General features: G+C 55.7%; 13 protein-coding genes. 11 read left to right on the top strand and 2 right to left on the bottom strand.

The window, feature by feature from the left end; all coding sequences use genetic code 11:
• Positions 1–242: 242 nt before the first annotated feature.
• A complete protein-coding gene (locus BCV73_RS04490; protein WP_089546240.1) occupies positions 243–1,115 on the top strand; it encodes an AraC family transcriptional regulator in 873 nt (290 codons plus the stop codon).
• Positions 1,116–1,258: 143 nt separating this feature from the next.
• Here BCV73_RS04490 and BCV73_RS04485 read toward each other — a convergent pair whose 3' ends face one another.
• Positions 1,259–2,020 carry an SDR family NAD(P)-dependent oxidoreductase gene (locus BCV73_RS04485; RefSeq protein WP_089546239.1) on the bottom strand — a complete coding sequence of 254 codons (762 nt, stop codon included), beginning with the start codon at positions 2,018–2,020 and terminating at the stop codon, positions 1,259–1,261.
• Between the two features lie 323 nt (positions 2,021–2,343).
• Positions 2,344–2,832 (bottom strand): MarR family winged helix-turn-helix transcriptional regulator, encoded by a 489-nt coding sequence (locus BCV73_RS04480; RefSeq protein WP_089546238.1) that lies wholly within the window; start codon positions 2,830–2,832, stop codon positions 2,344–2,346.
• A gap of 404 nt (positions 2,833–3,236) precedes the next feature.
• Between BCV73_RS04480 and BCV73_RS04475 the strand changes: the two genes are divergently transcribed.
• The 10 genes from BCV73_RS04475 (at position 3,237) to BCV73_RS04430 (ending at position 17,627) form a co-directional block, all read left to right on the top strand.
• Positions 3,237–4,169, top strand: a complete 933-nt coding sequence (locus tag BCV73_RS04475) for an AraC family transcriptional regulator (RefSeq protein WP_089546237.1) — start codon at positions 3,237–3,239, stop codon at positions 4,167–4,169.
• A 94-nt stretch (positions 4,170–4,263) separates the two neighbouring features.
• Complete coding sequence (locus BCV73_RS04470; RefSeq protein ID WP_089546236.1) at positions 4,264–6,150, top strand: class I mannose-6-phosphate isomerase; 1,887 nt, start codon at positions 4,264–4,266, stop codon at positions 6,148–6,150.
• 41 nt (positions 6,151–6,191) lie between these two features.
• Positions 6,192–7,112 (top strand): ROK family protein, encoded by a 921-nt coding sequence (locus BCV73_RS04465; RefSeq protein ID WP_179231884.1) that lies wholly within the window; start codon positions 6,192–6,194, stop codon positions 7,110–7,112.
• 72 nt (positions 7,113–7,184) lie between these two features.
• Positions 7,185–9,698: a glycoside hydrolase family 38 N-terminal domain-containing protein gene (locus BCV73_RS04460; protein ID WP_089546234.1), complete on the top strand. Its 2,514-nt coding sequence runs from the start codon at positions 7,185–7,187 to the stop codon at positions 9,696–9,698.
• 566 nt (positions 9,699–10,264) lie between these two features.
• Positions 10,265–11,587, top strand: coding sequence for an ABC transporter substrate-binding protein (locus BCV73_RS04455; protein ID WP_076169141.1), 1,323 nt, complete (start codon positions 10,265–10,267; stop codon positions 11,585–11,587).
• Positions 11,588–11,702: 115 nt separating this feature from the next.
• Entirely contained in the window at positions 11,703–12,596 is an 894-nt protein-coding gene (locus BCV73_RS04450; RefSeq protein ID WP_076169143.1) for a carbohydrate ABC transporter permease, read from the top strand.
• Complete coding sequence (locus tag BCV73_RS04445; protein WP_089546233.1) at positions 12,596–13,429, top strand: carbohydrate ABC transporter permease; 834 nt, start codon at positions 12,596–12,598, stop codon at positions 13,427–13,429. Before BCV73_RS04450 ends, BCV73_RS04445 begins: the two co-directional genes overlap by 1 nt.
• 29 nt (positions 13,430–13,458) lie before the next feature.
• Positions 13,459–15,267 (top strand): cache domain-containing sensor histidine kinase, encoded by a 1,809-nt coding sequence (locus tag BCV73_RS04440; RefSeq protein ID WP_089546232.1) that lies wholly within the window; start codon positions 13,459–13,461, stop codon positions 15,265–15,267.
• 30 nt (positions 15,268–15,297) lie between these two features.
• The gene (locus BCV73_RS04435) at positions 15,298–16,791 is read left to right on the top strand and encodes a response regulator (protein WP_089546231.1); all 1,494 of its coding nucleotides are present in this window, start codon (positions 15,298–15,300) and stop codon (positions 16,789–16,791) included.
• Between the two features lie 176 nt (positions 16,792–16,967).
• Positions 16,968–17,627 (top strand): peroxiredoxin-like family protein, encoded by a 660-nt coding sequence (locus BCV73_RS04430; protein WP_089546230.1) that lies wholly within the window; start codon positions 16,968–16,970, stop codon positions 17,625–17,627.
• Positions 17,628–17,671: the final 44 nt, after the last annotated feature.

The following is a 17,671-nucleotide window of genomic DNA, read 5'->3' as shown; positions in this document are numbered from 1 at the left end:
TCAAGCGTCAATCGACGTACCTTCAAAGAAGACAGACCGCATTCAAAGGTAATTTTTCTTGCAATATCAGGATGCAATGCCTCTGGTGTTTATACTTGCTGATATTATAAAAAAGGCTGCTTGGCGATACAGGCGGTGATCAGGACGAAAATATAGGCTGATCTGGACATATCGCGAATGATCACCTAGGATAGGAGCAAAGGTTGATTTTCAGAAAATCCACCATCGAGGGGTGAAGGCAAGTGAGCATAAAACGAAGCCAGGCCTTGCTGCGGATGGACGCTTTTTTCGAGCCCGGTGTACCCTTCTACGTCAACCGCGTGTCCGAATCGTTCGATATGCTGGAACACTCTCACGAGTTTGTGGAGCTGACCTATGTCAGTGAAGGGTCGGGTGTCCATTATATCGGCGGGGAAGCCTGGCCGGCCGAGCAGGGCAGCCTGTTTCTCATCCCGGTCGGACTCTCGCATGTATTCCGGCCGAAGACGCCGCGGAAGGACCGGCAGCTGGTCGTGTACAACTGCATCTTTCCGGCCGATTATCTCCGGGAGCTTGAAGCTGCTTTTCCGCGCGATCGGGAGGTGTTCGCCGCCTTTCTGGATCCGGCTATGCCCTGGCTGGAAATTAAAGATCAGAGCGGCGAATACCACGCTTTGTTCCGTGAGCTTTACCGGGAATATGCCGGCCGAAGCCCCGGCTGGCTGCTGCTGCTGGCCTCGCTGCTGGTCCGCGTGCTGACCGGCCTGTACCGGCACCGGCTGCAGCTGGATCCGCCAGCCGTCAGGCGCCAAGGCTCGTTGACGATCAACGAATCGATCGCTTATATGGAGCGTCACTTCGCCTCCGATTTGCGGCTGGGCGAGCTGGCGGCGCAGGCCAGCCTCAGCCCGAGGCATTTCAGCCGGCTGTTCACCCGCCAGACGGGAATGAGCTTCACCGCCTATTTGCAGGGCATCCGCATGGACGCCGCCTGCCGTATGCTGATCGAAAGCGACGGCAGCGTGAGCGAAATCGCCGCCCGGGCCGGGTACAGCGATTTGAAGTTTTTTCATCGGCTGTTCAAGCAAAAGACCGGTCTCACGCCCAGGCAGTACCGACAGCAGTGGAAGGGCTGAGAGACGGGTGTCAACTGGAATTCATTCAATAGTTAGCAGAGGCCCCGTACCTCCCTTTTCAAAGCGTTATTACAGTAACATTCCAGGGTACAGAAAAGCCTCCTCAAGAGAGGGGGCTGAAGTACTTCATTAACCTTTTACTTTTATTTTCCTCCGGTAACCCGAATCAATTCGCCGTTAATATTCCCGTTTGCCTCAGACCCGAGAAAGACGACCAGGTTCGCGATATCCTCAGGTGCGCTATGTTTGCGCGTAGGCACGTTCTCCCGCTCTTTCTCGATCATCTCCGCCGGAAAAATCGCTAGGGCTTTCTCCGTCATCGTCCAGCCCGGCATCACCACATTCGTCAGGATTCCGGCGGGTCCCAGCTCTTTGGACAACGTCGCCGTCAAACCGTGCAGACCGGCCTTGGCCGCTGTATACGCCCCGCCTCCAGCCATGCCGTCCTCAGCCAGCTCCGAAGAAATATTGATGATCCTTCCCCAGCCGGATGTCCGCATCAATGGCAGCACTTTCTGAATGGTATAGTAGTATCCCTCAAGATTTGCGCGTATGGTTTGTCTCCAACCGCTTGCATCCGTGTCTTCAAAGGCCAGGCCCATGACGCCGCGGTCTCCCCACAGAACAGCATTGTTAACGAGTACCTGAATACCTCCCCACGTCTCGGCAATCTGATGTACGGCTTGATCCATGGAACGATCGTCCGTTAAATCATAATGAACTGCAATGGCCTCTGCGCCATGGCTTCTGATTTTCTCTGCCGTACGTTCCGCCGCTTCCCGCCCGCTCGCATACGTAACGGCAACCTTGGCCCCTTCCATACCGAATTTTTCAGCCGTCGCCGCTCCGATTCCGCTTGAGCTTCCAGTGATGACTACAACCTTGTCTCTAAGTCCCAGATCCATCCCGATCTCTCCTTTATAAATGAAAATGAATCATAAATTGAGCTCCATTTTATTTAGTTACTTAAATTTTTAGTTATCCTAAATATATATCCAAAAGAAAAACGTCACGAATCATGATGCGTGCTTGCATCCCCGATTCTCCGACGCTTCCTGCCGGCTGTCCTTGATGGCAACCGCCAGGATACCTCTGATGCCTCCGCTGCTCCGCTACCTCTGTTATCCCTGCTACCTTCGCTGCTCCGCTACCTCTGTTATCCCTGCTACCTTCGCTGCTCTGCTACCACTGTTATCCCTGCTACCTCCGCTATCTTCGATACCTTCGCTTATTCCGAATCATTCTCAATAAATAATGAATGCAAGTCTTTCCCTCGATCCTCTCCTCCTTCCATCACGCCGTTGTGGATCTTTCTCAGCCAAACAAGCATCAAAGCGCTCTCCTCCGGGGTCAGCTGCTGTTGGATTCGTTCTTCGATGTCCTCCACAATACCGCCGCAAACCTGTTCTAACGACCGGCCGGCGTCCGTAAGAAATATACGCTTTACCCTGGCATCCTCTGCATCCTGTTTACGGATAACCCAGCCTCCCTTGACCAGCGGATCCAGCAGGTTGGTCAGCGAAGCTGGCCGAATGCGAAGCCGCTCATGCAGCTCTTTCTGGGTCAGCCCATCCCCGACGTTCCACAGCTGGACAAGGACCCCAACCTGCGAAGTGGTAATGCCATATTGGGCCAACCGCTGATCGTAAAGCCTGCCGGTCTCCCGGAAAATTAGTTTGATCCAGTACCCGATATTGTTTTGATATGAGTGCGACATTTATTTAGTCTCCCTAAAAATATATTAAACTCATCGTCGTCTGTCAATATTTCTATAATACACCAACAGTTTAGCACAAACAGGCGGTTCAGACACAACCATGCAGGTCTCATTTCGCGGTGACGATCCTGCGCCTTTTTAAATGCCTCCCCAAACAATCCGATCCAGTTTCCTTAAAATGATATTACCGTTCATTCGCCCCGGACCCGCAAAAGACGACCTGGTTTCACGTGGCCATCTCCCTTCATTTCTCCCCTAACACCCGACTGTATTTTGGAAACGGAATGGTCTAGAATGGCATGTAGACTTACATTTCCGTGAACTATCGCTTATGGCTGTTCCACCCGCATCTTAACACAGCATCTTCAGAGTTCACCCATCATTCCAAAGGAGAAACGCCTGCCATGACGATCCAATCCGTTTTCCGCCGGGCCAACCAAATCTGCAACCGCGAACTGACCCGGCTGGAGGAAGCCGGCCTGTCCATCGCCATGATGTACTGGGGGTTTATGCCCACGCACTATGACAATTCCATGCACCGCCACTCCTTCTTTGAAGCCTGTTACGTTGTGGACGGCGAAGGCGCATACATCGAACAAGGCAAAGAATACCCGCTGAAGAAAGGCACCGCCTTCCTGTCGCTGCCCGGCGTCTGGCACCAGATCCAAAGCGAGACGGGTCTTACGCTCGTTTATGCCGCTTTTGAGGTGGATGAAAAGCATACCGGGAGCCCATACCTGGAGGCTTACCGGCACTTGGCCGAGCATGGGCAGCCGGTGGTGGACGGTGCGGACGAGCAGCCCGCCGGGCATTTGTGGGATGCGCTCATCTCTATGTTTTTGACTCCAAAACCGGCCCTCCAACCGGTACTCAGCCACGTCTCGATGTCGCTGATGCTGTCCATCCTCTCCCTGCACGGAACACAGCAGCAGGATACGCCGGACGCCGGCTCGGATGTGGCAGCCGCCGAAGAGAACTCACTGTTCCGGCAGGTCAAGCTGTTCATTGACGACAACCTGGGCGAAGAGCTGACACTCGCCTTGGTTGCCGGGCACCTGCATATTTCGTCCCGCCATTTAACGAGGTTGTTTCAGGCCAACCTGAGCCAATCGTTTGTCCACTATATTCAGGAACGCCGGGTACGCCGGGCTTCCCAGCTGCTGCTTCAGAGCGACCTGCCCGTCAAGGACATCGCATCGCAGTGCGGCTTTCAGTCGGTCCATTATTTTACACGAATATTTACCCGCCGGCTCGGTGTATCCCCCGCGAAATTCAGACGTTCCCAGTTCACCGAAGGGCGTTCGGGCAAAGAACATTTCCCTCCGAACATGTCCTGATTGTACAAAAGCTGTTCTGGATCGTTTAAAGACGCTTCCTCTCTCTCGTCTTACAATGTTACACATAACGACAGACAAGAGGGAGGAAGCACCCATGACTGCATCAGTACCCCCATCCTTTAATCCGTTACCCGTCAATTCCATTCCCGTTCACAGCCTCGAAGAACCTTCTCTTATTCTGGACGGCTTCTCTAAAGATTACGATACCTTAATGGGCCGGCTGACCGCCATGTACAAAAATCACGGCGGAGAGGCTTTTGTCGTCGCGATCGATGCGGCGAACGGAGCCCAGTACGGCCGCTGGGTGAACCGGCTCCGCACTTACTGCGAGGAAGAGGACGTTCCCTGGATCGGAATCGATACTGCCCGTTATATGAAGAAACCGGAGGACCTTCTGCGGCAGTTTCATCCCTATCTGACCGATAACCGCGCGTTTGGCAGAATCGCCGCCGACGTTTCGGAAGACGGCTATTTTCAGGAAGGAGCCGGGAAAAAGTGGCTCCAGGACGTTCAGCAGAAGCTGAGAATCTGCAGCGAAGCGGTCAAAGCCGGCGAAACTCCGATTCCGATGGTCGTGACCGCCGGTCCCGGGGCGCTCTTCCTCTGCCCCTCTCCGGATGTTTCCGTCTACTGCGACCTGTCCAGGGAGTATCAGCAGAAGCTCCACCGGATGGGCATGGGCAGTCTTGGCCTAGGCGAAAGCGCCGATCCGGTGGAGACATACAAACAGGCCCTGTTCCTGGAATGGCCCGTGTGGGAGAACTATCGGAATCGGCATCTGTATGATTTCGATGTGTATATCGATATGAATCAGCCGGAATCGCCGGCCTGGGCTACCCTCCCGGCGCTCAGAGAACTGCTGGCTGCCGCCGCCCGACGCCCGTTTCGGGTCAAGCCGTTCTTTGCGCCGGGCATATGGGGCGGGCAGTACCTGAAGGAGCTGTGCGGACTGCCTGAAGATTGGCGCAACTGCGCTTGGGCATTCGAGCCGATCGCCCCGGAGAATACGCTGTTGATCGAAGCAAATGGCAGCGTCATCGAAGTGCCGTTTCCGCTCCTGCTTACCTCCCACCCGGAGGAAATCATGGGAGGGCGCAACGTGGAGCTGTTCGGAGATTATTTTCCGATCCGCTTCGATTACCTGGATACGATCGACGGCGACAACTTGTCGCTGCAGGTCCATCCGCAGCAGGCATACATCGAGCGGACGTTCAACGAAACGATGACGCAGCAGGAATCCTATTACATTATGGAGCAAAAGCCGGGGTCCTCCCCCATCGTCGCCTTGGGCTTCCGGGAGGGAACGGGCGGCAGCGACCTGCTTCAGGCGGTGGATCAGGCCCATGAGACGCGACAGCCGCTGGACATCGGTCAGTATGTTAACGTATGGGAATCCCGCAAAGGGGATCTTTTTCTGATCCCGCCGGGCGCCGTCCATTTTTCCGGTAGGGACAATCTCGTGCTCGAAATATCGTCCACCACCTGGTGGTTTACCTTTAAAATTTACGATCACCTCCGCCTTGACCAGGACGGCCTGCCCCGTCCGATCAACCGGGACCATGCGGAGCAGAACATGATCGACGCTTTCGACACCACGTATGTCCGTGAGCATCTGATCGCACAGCCGAAGATCAGCCGCGTGCAGGGAAACAGCACCGAGGAGCTGCTCGGCGAGCGGGACGACCTGCTGTTCCAGGTCAAGCGGCTGCGTCTGGACGGACCGTGGGAGGATCATACCGAAGGCGGTTTTGTCATGTACAACCTGGTCGAGGGGCAGCGCGTCCGTCTGATTCCGGAACGCGACGAGGAAGCCGCCGTGGAATGGGGGTATGCAGAAGCCTACATTGTTCCCGCCTCGATCGGCGGCTACCGGCTCGAGCCGGTTGGCCCCGGGCCCTGCACCTTGATCCGCGCCCAGGTTTCGCCAGGCTGGAATACGCCGCTCCTTCCGCACCACTGGAAGCCCGGTGAGCGGGCATGAGCGGGACCCCCGGCAAAACGCCGGCTGGGACGGTCGCCACATTGGCCATCGACGCCGGCGGAACCTTCATGAAAGGCGGCGTGCTGGAGAACGGGATCCTTCTGCCCGAGCCGTATCTGGAGCAGCCTTCACGCTCGGAAGCGGATGCCGAAAGCTTCATCGCCCATTTCACCAGCCTGATCATCCGGCTTGCCGGAGCATACATGAAGGGAAGCGGCACCCCGGAGCACGATGTGACGTTTCGCATCGGGACGGCATTTCCGGGCCCCTTCGATTACGAACGCGGCATCAGCCGCATCCGGGGGCTGGGCAAATACGAGCAGCTGTACGGCGTGCCCGTAGGTGAGCTGCTCAAGAAGGAGCTTCGCCGCCGCGCCGGGCTGCCGGGCAGCGCCTTATGGATGCGGACACTCGCGGAAGCAGACATTGCCTTCGGCAACGATGCCGTCCTGTTCGGCATGGGCGCCGCCAAGCGCTACCCCGGCGAGCGGCTGCTCTGCCTGACCTTGGGCACCGGTCTCGGCTCGGTCTTCATGGACCGGGGCCGGACGGTCAGCGGCTCGGACGGCGTGCCCGAGAGCGGCATGCTGTATGCCGAGACGTTCGAGGGCGCGCCGGTCGACGGCCAGTTCGGCAGGCGCGGCGTGCTGGCGCTGGCGGACACGCTCCAGGCCCGGCGGCAAGGCGATGATGTCATCGACCTTGCCGCGGCGGCCGCCCGGGGCGAGGCCGCCGCCCTCCGGGTCTGGCGCACCTACGGCGAGCGGCTCGGACGGATGCTGCGCCCGTATGCCGCCAGCTTTAGGCCGGACCGCCTGATCCTGGGCGGCCAGATTGCCAAAAGCCTGCCGCTCTTCGGCGCTTCACTTACGGACGCGCTGCTCCCGGTACGGCTGCCCGTGCTGTATGAAGACGATCTGCTGCGGCTGGTCTTTTACGGAGCCGACATGCTTTTTGACTAATACGGATCCTTTTTCCCTAAATCGGCTTTCGCTGGAAGGCCAATACAACTCTCCCCTTAAGGAGGATATACGATGACACTAGAACAACAGTTAAAACAGGCCGACGCGCCGCTGCCCGCCCGTAAATGGACGATTTACGCCATTCACCATTCCCACACCGACCTCGGCTATACCGATCGTCAAGAGAAGATCGAGCAGTACCATGTCGATTTCATCCGCCAGGCGCTGCGGATCGCCAATGCCGCTCATGCAGGTGCCAAACCCGAATGGAAAGGCTTCCGCTGGACGTGCGAAACGTTCTGGGCGGTGGAGCAGTTTCTGAAGGCGGCCACGCCCGAGGAGCAAAAATCGTTTGCCGAAGCCGTCCTCCGCGGCGACCTCGAGCTGTCCGGCACCTATCTGAACATGACGGAGCTGCCGGACGAACAGCTGCTCAGCAGCCTTCACAGCAAAGCCCAAGCCTACGCCGCCTCCATTGGCAGCCGTGTGGACAGCGCCATGACCGCAGATATCAACGGGTACGGCTGGGGGTATGCCGACAGCCTGCTGAACCATGAAATCGAGCATTTGTTCAGCTGTATCCATACGCATCACGGCATGTACGCCCTTGGCCGCAAGCAGGCTCCTTTCTGGTGGGAAACGCGCGACGGCCGCCGCCTTCTCGTCTGGAACGGGGAGCATTATATGATCGGCAACGAGCTGGGCCTGTGCCCTGGAGCGCTCGGCAAATATATGATCCGCGACGAGTTCAATCACCAGCTGGTGGAACCGGAAGCGATCCATGACGCCATCGCCACGGTCCGCATCCGCCGGTACTTGGCGCAGCTGGAAGCCGAGCAGTACCCGTATGCGTTCGTCCCCGTCATGCTCTCGGGACTCGGCACCGATAACGGCGCGCCGAACAGCCGGATCATCGAATGGATCCAGGCCTGGAACGAGCAGCACGGCGATCGGATTACGATCGAAATGACCAGCCTGAGCGGCTTTTTTGCCCGCCTGAAGCAGGAAAATCTGGCCGAACTGCCCGTCCACCGGGGAGACTGGCCGGACTGGTGGACGGACGGCGTCAGCTCTACACCGATGCATACCCAGGTCTTCCGGGATGCCCAGCGGACGCTCCGCAAGGCGGTCAAGCTGGACCCTGAAGCAAGCGTATTGAGCCGGGCCGAGATCGATGAGACTGAGGAAGCGCTGGCGCTGTATGCCGAGCATACGTGGGGCTACCATTCCTCCATTTATGAACCGTGGCATAAAAACGTCCAGCTGCTGGAGGTCCGTAAGCTGGCGCACGCCGCCGAAGCAAGCCGCCGGGCCTACCGCGCCTTGGACAAGGTGCTGCTGCAGCAGGGCAGTGCCACGCTGTACCCGGATCGGCCGTACCGGTTCCGGGTCAGCAATCTGGCCGGGCGCGAAGTGACAGAGCTCGTCACGCTCCAGCTGGACGGCTGGGAGCCCGGCGCCCTGCGCGAAGGCGTCGAAGTCGTGCGGGAGGATACCGGCGAAGTGCTGCCGCAGCAGTCCGTCCATCCGCACACCATCGTCACCGAGCTCAAGCTGCAGGCGCAGGAAACCTGCTTCCTGCTTCTGCGCCCGCTGGCTCAGGGACGGCAGCAGGGCACGACGACGACCAACACCCGCCTGATCGGAGCAGACCAGGTATACGACATGGACGACATGTTCCAGGGGACTTCCGGCGCTGCCGGCCATCCGCCGATCCGCATGACCCGGAACGGCCTGGAATCCCCGTTCGTCCGTCTGGCCTGGTCCGACAGCGGCATTCATTCCTGGTTCAACAAGGAACTGGACACCGAGATGCTGCGCAGCGGCAATCCGTACGGTGCGTTCACACCGATCTACGAAGTTACCCGGCCGGCGGATGAGACGGACGCCTCCCAGGTATGGAGCACCCGGGCACGGATGGGCCGCAATCGCAAGGGGCTTCACGCCGAGCGCTCCGCCGGGCGCATTACATCGGTGCGCACCATGGAGAACGGACCGCTTTATGCAACGGTAGAAATCACGTACCAGTTGAACGGCTTGTCTTACTTCGCCTTGTTCCTGCGGGTCCATGCCAACCGGAACCGGGTCGACGTGTCGGCGCGCTTTCATAAAGACAGCGTCTGGAGCCCGGAGAACGTCTACCTCTCGCTTCCTTTTACAAGCGGGGACACCTTGCGGGATACGCTGTATGCAGATAAACCGGGAGGCTTGGTGCGTCCGTGGAAGGACCAGATTCCGGGGACCTGCCTCGATTATGCCTGCGTCCAGGAAGGCATTGCCTGGCAGGATGACCGAAGCTCGCTGCTCCTGGCTTCGCCGGATACGCCGCTCATGCAATGGGGCCCGCTGGAGTACGGCACAAGACGCCTCCACACCCAGCAAGCGGAGGACGAGAAGCCGGAATCGTACGCCTGGCTGATGACCAACTATTGGGAGACCAATTTTAAAGCGACACTCGGCGGCTTTTACGAATTTCAATACCATGTCAGCTCGGAGCCGGCGCTGCCGGAGGATGAGCTTGCGGCAGCCCTCCGGGCGCTGCATGAGCCGTTTGTCGTGTGCCGGATGCGTCCGGAAGGCGTGTAAGCGGCCAACAAGGCGCAATATTTGAAGGACGTCCATCGGCGCCAGATTCAAAGAAGACAGACCGTATTTAGCGGAGGTTTTTCTTCCATATAAGAAAGATCACTCTCTGGAGCTTATACCTTCTTATATCTACTAAAGGAGCTGTCCCTCATGGGACGGCTCCTTTCTTGTTTGTTCTTCCGCTCATGCCAAAATGTACACACCGATCCGGCGGAACTGCGGCGAACCAGCGCTGCAACTTCGCCCTTCTTCTTCGCTCTTTAAGTCCGCACCATCCCCTTCTTCCCTTTCTCTATGCACTTTAGCTCGTCACGAACAATCCCCTTTCTCCCCCACACTTATACAGCAAAATAATGCTATTCCCCGCCAACTCTCTTTAGCAGTATTTTCTTCTTTCTCCTTCAATATTTAATTTGTTATTATTTTGTTATATAAATAACACTAATTTTTATTGTGATTAGTATAATAGAAGACAATAAATAACAAATGAGTACATTTAAAAAACGCATTCAAAAAGCTATAATAGCAATGCAAACGCTAACATATTCGAAATGGGGAGAGTAGAAATGAAAAAGAAATCTGTTACGTTGTTAGGATTTGTTATGATCCTGATGCTTTCCATGTCCCTGTCCGCCTGCGGATCAAGCGGCGGCAGTGATGATTCGGCCAGCAGCGGAGGAGGCACGGACACCACCGGCACTTCGTCCGGCGGATCTACCGGAAGCGGAACCGAGCTGTCAGGCAAAATCACCTTTTTGACCAACCGCACCGACATGATCGGCAAAGAGTATGACGATTATGTAAAGCGCTTTAACGAGAAATACCCGAATATCAAAGTGGAATTCGAGGGTTCGCAAACCGATTATAACCAGCAGGCCAAAGTGAGAATGGCCGGCGATGAGCTTCCGGACGTGATGTTTATCCCGACGATTCCGAACTCCGACCTGCCGAAGTATTTTGCTCCGCTTGACGATCTCGGGCTGGATGACAAGATTACGTTTAAAGACTTCAGATCTTATGAAGGCAAAGTATACGGGATCACAACAGGCAACTCCACTTCCGGTATCGTGTACAACAAAAAAGCGTTCGCCGATGCAGGCATTACGGAAATCCCGAAAACTTGGGACGAGTTCCTGGCGGCTTGTGAAAAGCTGAAGCAAAAGGGCATCGTGCCGCTGGCTTCCAACTTCAAGGATAAGTGGCCGCTGAACAACTGGGTGTATGACCTGCCGCGGCTGATCGAGAACAATGCGGACTTCCCGAACGCGAAGCTGAACACGGACACGCCGTTCACGATGGACAACGGTTACGGCAAGGCGTTCAGCCTGATCCGTGAACTGAATGAAAAAGGCTACCTGGAGAAGGACATCAACTCCACCAACTGGGAGCAGTCCAAGAAAGATGTGGCCTCCGGCAAGTTCGCCATGTACTTCCTTGGCAACTGGGTTATCAATCAAGTCGTCGGTGCAGGAACGACTTCGGACAACGTCGGCTTCTTCCCGCTGCCGTATGACAACTCCGGCACGCTGCGCGCCGCCCTTAGCCCTGACTTCTTCTATGCCGTATCCAAAAACAGCAAAAACGTTGATGCTGCCAAAGCTTTCGTGAAATGGATGATCGAAGATTCCGGTTACGAAGATTTCGCCGGATTCATCCCGCCGCTGAAAGACAAAGAGTCCAAGCTGGCCCAGCTGAAGGAATTCCAGGCTACCGGCGTGGAGCTTCAGGAAGGCACACCGGACGACGCGACGGTTACCGACATCCTCAATAAAGCCCAGATCGATTTGCCGGCCATGGTTCAGGAATTCGTCCTTGCCAAGGATCCGCAAAGCGTCCTGGATAAATGGAACAAGGCGTGGGCCAAAGCCAAGAAAGACCTCGGCAAATAACGCCTGCTTACAGAAATAGCCCGGCAAAGTGGATTATCCGCCTTAGGAGGTAATCCGCTTTGCTGTCGGCTTGCATCCAAGAAACGCCTATAAGCTTGCAGAAAGAAGGTATAGCATGTTCGGAACGCTCTCGTACCGCAAACAGAAGACGATCATTATCGTCTCTTTTTTACTGATTCCTTTAATTCTACTAGCCACCTTCACCTACTACCCGGCGATCAAGCTGATCTATTACAGCTTTACGAACTGGGACGGCTACAGCCCGGAGAAGCCTTGGGTCGGCCTGGACAATTACCGGGAAGTGTTCTCCAATTCGGATATTTTCAAAGTGTTTGAGCACAATTTCGCTTACTTTGCGATGGGGATCGTCCAGAATATCATCGCCATTTACTTTGCTGTCGTCCTGAACAGCCGGCTGCGCGGCCGGAACGTGTTCCGGATTCTGTTGTTTCTGCCTTACATCATGAACGGCGTGGCGGTCGCTTTTATGTTCGGATACGTATTTGACACGACCAACGGCTCGCTGAACCTGTTCCTCTCAAGCCTTGGACTGAAGCATCTTGGCGAAACGAGCTGGCTTGGCACGGAAGGGCTTGTCAACTATGCGCTGGCCTCTACCGGACTGTGGCGCTTTATGGGCTACAACATGGTCATTTACATCGCTTCCCTTCAGGCCATTCCGAAGGATATTTACGAAGCGGCGAAAATCGACGGTGCCGGCTCTTTGCAGACCCTGTGGAAAATTACGCTGCCGAACATGAAGCCGGTTATTCAGCTGAACCTGTTCCTGACCGTGACGGGCGCGCTCGAAGTGTTCGACCTTCCGTTTGTGCTGACCAAAGGCGGACCTGCCGGAGCGAGCCAGACCTACGTGCAGCGCGTCGTGGAAACGGCCTTCGCCTACAACAACTATGGATTGGCCTCGGCGATGAGCGTCATCTTATTGTTCTTTGTGGTCATCGTACTGGCCGTTCAGCAGCTTGTGCTCAGCAGAGGAGGAAATAAATAATGCATTCGTCCAAATTCCAGATCCAGGATCTGATTAAATACTTGACCCTGCTCATCGGAGTATTCGTCGTCCTGTTCCCTCCCTATGTCGTCATCATCAACGCATTCAAATCGAGGGATGAATTTAACAGCAGCAGCTCAATGTCGCTGCCCCATAACTTTTTGAATTTCGAAAATTTCAAGGTCGTGTTCGAGCGCGGCGGCCTGCTCAGCGGATTCGGCAACATTCTGATCATTATCGTCGTCTCGCTCGCGCTGAACATTTTGTTCGGCACGATGGTCGCCTATGTCCTGGGCCGGTTCGATTTCAAACTGAAACCGATCGTGTTCGGGGCGTATCTTGTCGCTACCATCATCCCGAGCATCACGACACAGGTTGCCACATTCGGCATTATCAAAAGCCTCGGGCTGTACAACACGATGGGTGCCCCGATCGTCCTGTACATCGGAGCCGACGTGATCCAGATCATTCTATACCTGCAGTTCATCCGCAACATCCCTTATGACCTGGATGAAAACGCCATGGTGGAAGGCGCATCCCTGTTCAAAATTTACCGTTCGATCATTTTCCCGCTGCTGACACCGGCCACGGCAACGCTCATTATTCTGAAAACGATCAGCATTTATAACGATATGTACATTCCGTATTTATACATGCCGAAGCAGAGCCTCGGCGTCGTTACCACTGTACTGATGCGGTTCCAGGGCGTCAACACGGCCGATTGGAACCTCATCTGCGCCGCGATTCTGGTCATCCTTTTGCCTACGGTCATATTGTACTTTTTCCTGCAGCGTTATATCTTTGAAGGAGTAACCAGCGGAGCGGTTAAATAAGACAAGCATCAGGGAGTGGACTATCGGTTATGAGTACTGCAATCGGCCGCATCATACGCAGGGGATGGCTCTTTCTGGCCAATCTGTCATTGGAGAAAAAGCTGATTCTCGTATTTGTCTTTCTGTTATCGCTGCCCATCACTTATGTCAGCTACCTGTCGGCAAGGTCCACGTTCAATTCCGTGCTGCAGAACGCCACCAACAACGCGGGACAGATGGCCGACAACGCCTCCGATACGATCGACCGGTACGTGGACGACCTGAAGCGCTACACGGCGCTTCCCCTGTATAACAAGGATGTGCAGTACTATCTCGGACAGGAACACACCGACTGGTACAAGAACGAGAGTATGGGCATGTTTCTCAGCTATCTGAGCCATACCAAAAAAGACGTCGTGGCCGTCTACCTCGTTGACCGGTATGATCATATTTTTTATGACAAGAACGGGAACATCAACGATCTGTCGGCCGAAAATCAGCTTCCCGGCTGGAAGAAGCTCTTAGGCGAGGCGGGCGGAGCCCGTCCGATCCTGGAAGGCCGCCACCCGATCACGGTCAACGGCAGCAGTACGATGGATGTCATCAGCGTGCTGCGGACCATTAACTCGGCCAGCTCGCTCCAATATCTCGGCATCATCGTCCTGGATATCGATATCCGCCTGTTTCAAGGCATCGTCGAGCCAATGGATCGGGTGACCCAGGGCAGCTCGCTCATTATGGATGAGCAAGGACAGTTGGTGTACGCCAGCGGTGATGCGAATTCGGTTCAGGATCGGCTGACCGCGCTGATGACGGCGGCCAAGGGTCAGAAGGATGGCCATTTTGAATCGACGATACACGGAACCCGTTATCTGACCGTCTACTACACGTCGGATCAGACCGGATGGACGACGTCCGTCACGATTCCGCTGTCCAAAATTTTGTACAAGGTCCAGCAGAACAGCCGGGCGCTGATGGTTACGACCTTAATCCTGCTGGCGATCGCCCTGTTCGTCGCAACCTTCTTCTCTCACGCCTTGACCAAACCGCTGAAATCCATGGTTCGGCTGATGCGCAAAGTTCAGCACGGCAACCTCGACGTATGGATTTCGCCTAAATACAATGATGAGATCGGCATGCTGGGCAGCCATTTCAACCGGATGATTTTGCGGGTCAAAGACCTGCTCACCGAAATCAAGCTGACGGAAAAACGCAAGCAGACCGCCGACATGAGGGCGCTGCAGAGCCAGATCAACCCTCATTTTATTTACAATACGCTCGAGTCCATCCGCATGCTGGCCGAGAGCAACGACGATCCGCGCGTCGCCAAGCTGACCTACCTGCTGGGAAACCAGATGAGGTATTCCATCGTCCGCAGCGGGGACCCGGTGACCATCCGGCAGGAGCTGGAGCATGTCCGTAACTATTTCGACCTGCTGGCCATCCGTTTCCCGGATAAATTCCGGCTCATCATGGATGTGCCTGAGCCCTACCTCGGCCTGTCGGTGCTCAAGCTCGTGTTCCAGCCGATTGTGGAAAATTCGGTCTTTCATGGGCTGGAGCGCAAGCCCGGACTCGGCACCATTACCATCACCGCTTCGCGCGAACAGGACCACGTCGTCTTCGTGATCGGCGATGATGGGGTCGGCATGGATGCCGATACCGTCCAGCAGCTGAACCGCAGCCTGAAGCACGGCGACGCGGGCGGTGCATTCGGCATCGGGCTGCATAATGTGGCCGAGCGGGTACGTCTGCATTACGGCGGCACCTGCGGTCTTGAAGTGGAGAGCGAGCCCGGGCACGGAACCCGGGTCATTGTGCGCATTAAGGAAGAACTCCCCGACGAAGACCAAGAGTAAACATCATTACAGCAAAGGCGGGAGAGAAATATGCTTCGAATTGTGATTGTGGACGATGAAGTTCTGATTCGCGAAGGCCTGTCGCGCATGATCGAAAAGGAAAGCGGCCTCTTCCGTGTGGTCGGGCAGTTTCCGGACGGCAAGGATGTACTGGACAGCCTTCCCGGCCTGGAGGTCGATGTGGTTATTACCGATATCCGGATGCCGGTTGTGGACGGTCTAGATCTGATCAAGCAGCTGAAGGCTGCCCGCCCGCACGTCCGTTCCATCCTGATGAGCGGTTTCACTGAATTTAACTATGCCAGGGAAGCGATCCGCGCTTCCGCGGTCGACTATCTGCTCAAGCCGATCAACAAAGAACAGCTGTTTGAGCTGTTGTACCAATTGGACGAGGAGCATCAGTCTTCGCTCGAGAAAGAAGCCTTGAGCCGCAAGCGGCTGCTTCATTCCTGCTTTCTGAGCGAGTCTCCCCTCCCCTATCTATCCGAGGATACCGGGCTGCCCCTGTCCTGTTATGCCACGTTCGTTCAGAAAGGCGGGTCGCTGGAAGCCGCAGCCGGGCGGATCCAGCAGCACCCGGAGCTCGTCTGTGACTGGATCTCGGTCCAGGAGCGAATGCTCGCCTGGGTCTTTTATTTTCCGGAAGCTCCGGGGCAAGAACAATTGGACCGGATCGCCCGTCTGCTGGGCGGCGCGGAGGAACCAAGCGAAGAGGAAACGGCGGTTCATATCGGATTCAGCCGCATCCACAACGGCACTGCCGAACTCAGAGCCTCCTATGAAGAAGCCATGCGAGCCTGCGACCTGGGCTTATACTCAGATTCGGCCCTATATTATGCCGCCGGTTATGCCGGGGAAGCTTTCGGAGACATCGTCGAAGCGGAGGATGCCGTCCGCGGCATGAACCTTGCCGAGCAGCTGCAGCTCCTCCATATTCCAGCCGTGCTGGAATGCGTCCGTCAGGGCTTTGAGCGGCTGAAAGAGCAGCGTGCAGGTACCGGGACGATCGTCCGTGTCTGCAGTCTGCTGGAGGATATGGCATGCCGGGAAGTGCAGGAGTACCGGGAGATCCGGGGCAAAGAAGCCCGCGCCCGGCTGGAGACGCAGCTGCGAGCCTGCATGAGCTTCTCCGGCATGGAAGAATGCTTTGTGGAGGTGTTCAGGTCGGCGCTGGAGAAAGTGTACGGACTGCGCAGCGAGATGGGCGGTAAAGCCGTAGAGATCGTCAAGCGCTGGATCGCCGAGCATTACAGCGAGCATGCCGAGCTGAACACATTGGCGGCCATGGTGTATCTGACACCGAGCTACCTCAGCAAGCTGTTCAAACAGGAAACCGGTCTGACGCTGACCGAGTACATCACCGACGTACGACTGAAAAACGCCAAACGCCTTCTGCGGACCGAGACGAACATGAAGGTGCACCAAATCGGAGCGGAGGTAGGATATGCGGATCCCGCTTACTTTAATAAGCTGTTTAAGAAAGTGGTCGGCGTCACGCCAAATGAATATAAAAAGTGGAAATAGCCGCCAATAAACAAGCGCCCTGAATGATCAGGACGCTTGTTTGTTTTTATCCGCCGTTTTTTTTCGTTCCCCATGTCACAAATCAGACCCTTACCTTGTTATATGTGCAGAACGTCATAAAGCTGAGAAATGATCATTGGATTTACCCTACCACTTTTTCAAGGGAGTGTTGTTCCATGGCGGTCAAAGCATTATTGGATCAAGCAAAGGAAGGTTTTGTTGTCAAAGCGCCTCAAGAGGTGCAGTCGCAAGTTTTTCGGCACATTCAGGAGCAGCAGGAGTCCGGCGTCGTTTTCGGCCTCACCGAAGAGGACAAAGCACCGGATTTTACGCTAACGGGTCCGCTCGGTGAACAGGTGAATTTGTATCGCGAGCTTGCGAAAGGTCCGGTCATTCTGACATTTTACCGCGGCAGCTGGTGTCCCTTCTGCAATATCCAGCTTCGGGCTTATCAACAAATGCTGCCGGATATTGTGAAACTTGGTGGCCGACTGATCGCCGTTTCCCTGCAGAGCCCCGACAACTCGCTGTCGCATAAGGAGAAGGAAGAACTAACCTTCCAGGTGCTGAGCGATCCGAACGGGCGTGTCGCAGAAAGCTACCGAATCCTGTATGAGCTGCCGGATTACCTGCAGGATGCCTACAACAATTTCGGCCTGGACCTCACCGAGTTCAACCAAACCGATCGCTGGATCCTGCCGCTTACGGCCACGTTTATTATAGATCAGGAAGGGAATATCCGCCGCGTTTATGTCAATCCGGACTTCATGAAGCGTATGGAGCCTCAGGAAATCATCGATCAATTGATAAAAATCCAAACCACCCACGAACGATAGGCAGCATCGTGCAGCTGCGGATTTCAAGACAAAGCTGTCCCAGA

Origin of the sequence: Paenibacillus sp. SSG-1 (genome assembly GCF_002224835.1) — a bacterium.
In the GTDB taxonomy this organism is placed as follows: Bacteria; Bacillota; Bacilli; order Paenibacillales; family Paenibacillaceae; genus Paenibacillus_AQ; species Paenibacillus_AQ favisporus.
This window is presented reverse-complemented; position numbering and strand designations above follow the sequence as displayed.

Excerpts from the sequence above, each read along its gene's own strand:
- BCV73_RS04485 (WP_089546239.1), bottom strand. The coding sequence starts at position 2,020 with ATGGATCTGGGACTTAGAGACAAGGTTGTAGTCATCACTGGAAGCTCA.
- BCV73_RS04480 (WP_089546238.1), bottom strand. The coding sequence starts at position 2,832 with ATGTCGCACTCATATCAAAACAATATCGGGTACTGGATCAAACTAATT.
- BCV73_RS04475 (WP_089546237.1), top strand. The coding sequence starts at position 3,237 with ATGACGATCCAATCCGTTTTCCGCCGGGCCAACCAAATCTGCAACCGC.
- BCV73_RS04470 (WP_089546236.1), top strand. The coding sequence starts at position 4,264 with ATGACTGCATCAGTACCCCCATCCTTTAATCCGTTACCCGTCAATTCC.
- BCV73_RS04460 (WP_089546234.1), top strand. The coding sequence starts at position 7,185 with ATGACACTAGAACAACAGTTAAAACAGGCCGACGCGCCGCTGCCCGCC.
- BCV73_RS04455 (WP_076169141.1), top strand. The coding sequence starts at position 10,265 with ATGAAAAAGAAATCTGTTACGTTGTTAGGATTTGTTATGATCCTGATG.
- BCV73_RS04450 (WP_076169143.1), top strand. The coding sequence starts at position 11,703 with ATGTTCGGAACGCTCTCGTACCGCAAACAGAAGACGATCATTATCGTC.
- BCV73_RS04445 (WP_089546233.1), top strand. The coding sequence starts at position 12,596 with ATGCATTCGTCCAAATTCCAGATCCAGGATCTGATTAAATACTTGACC.
- BCV73_RS04440 (WP_089546232.1), top strand. The coding sequence starts at position 13,459 with ATGAGTACTGCAATCGGCCGCATCATACGCAGGGGATGGCTCTTTCTG.
- BCV73_RS04435 (WP_089546231.1), top strand. The coding sequence starts at position 15,298 with ATGCTTCGAATTGTGATTGTGGACGATGAAGTTCTGATTCGCGAAGGC.
- BCV73_RS04430 (WP_089546230.1), top strand. The coding sequence starts at position 16,968 with ATGGCGGTCAAAGCATTATTGGATCAAGCAAAGGAAGGTTTTGTTGTC.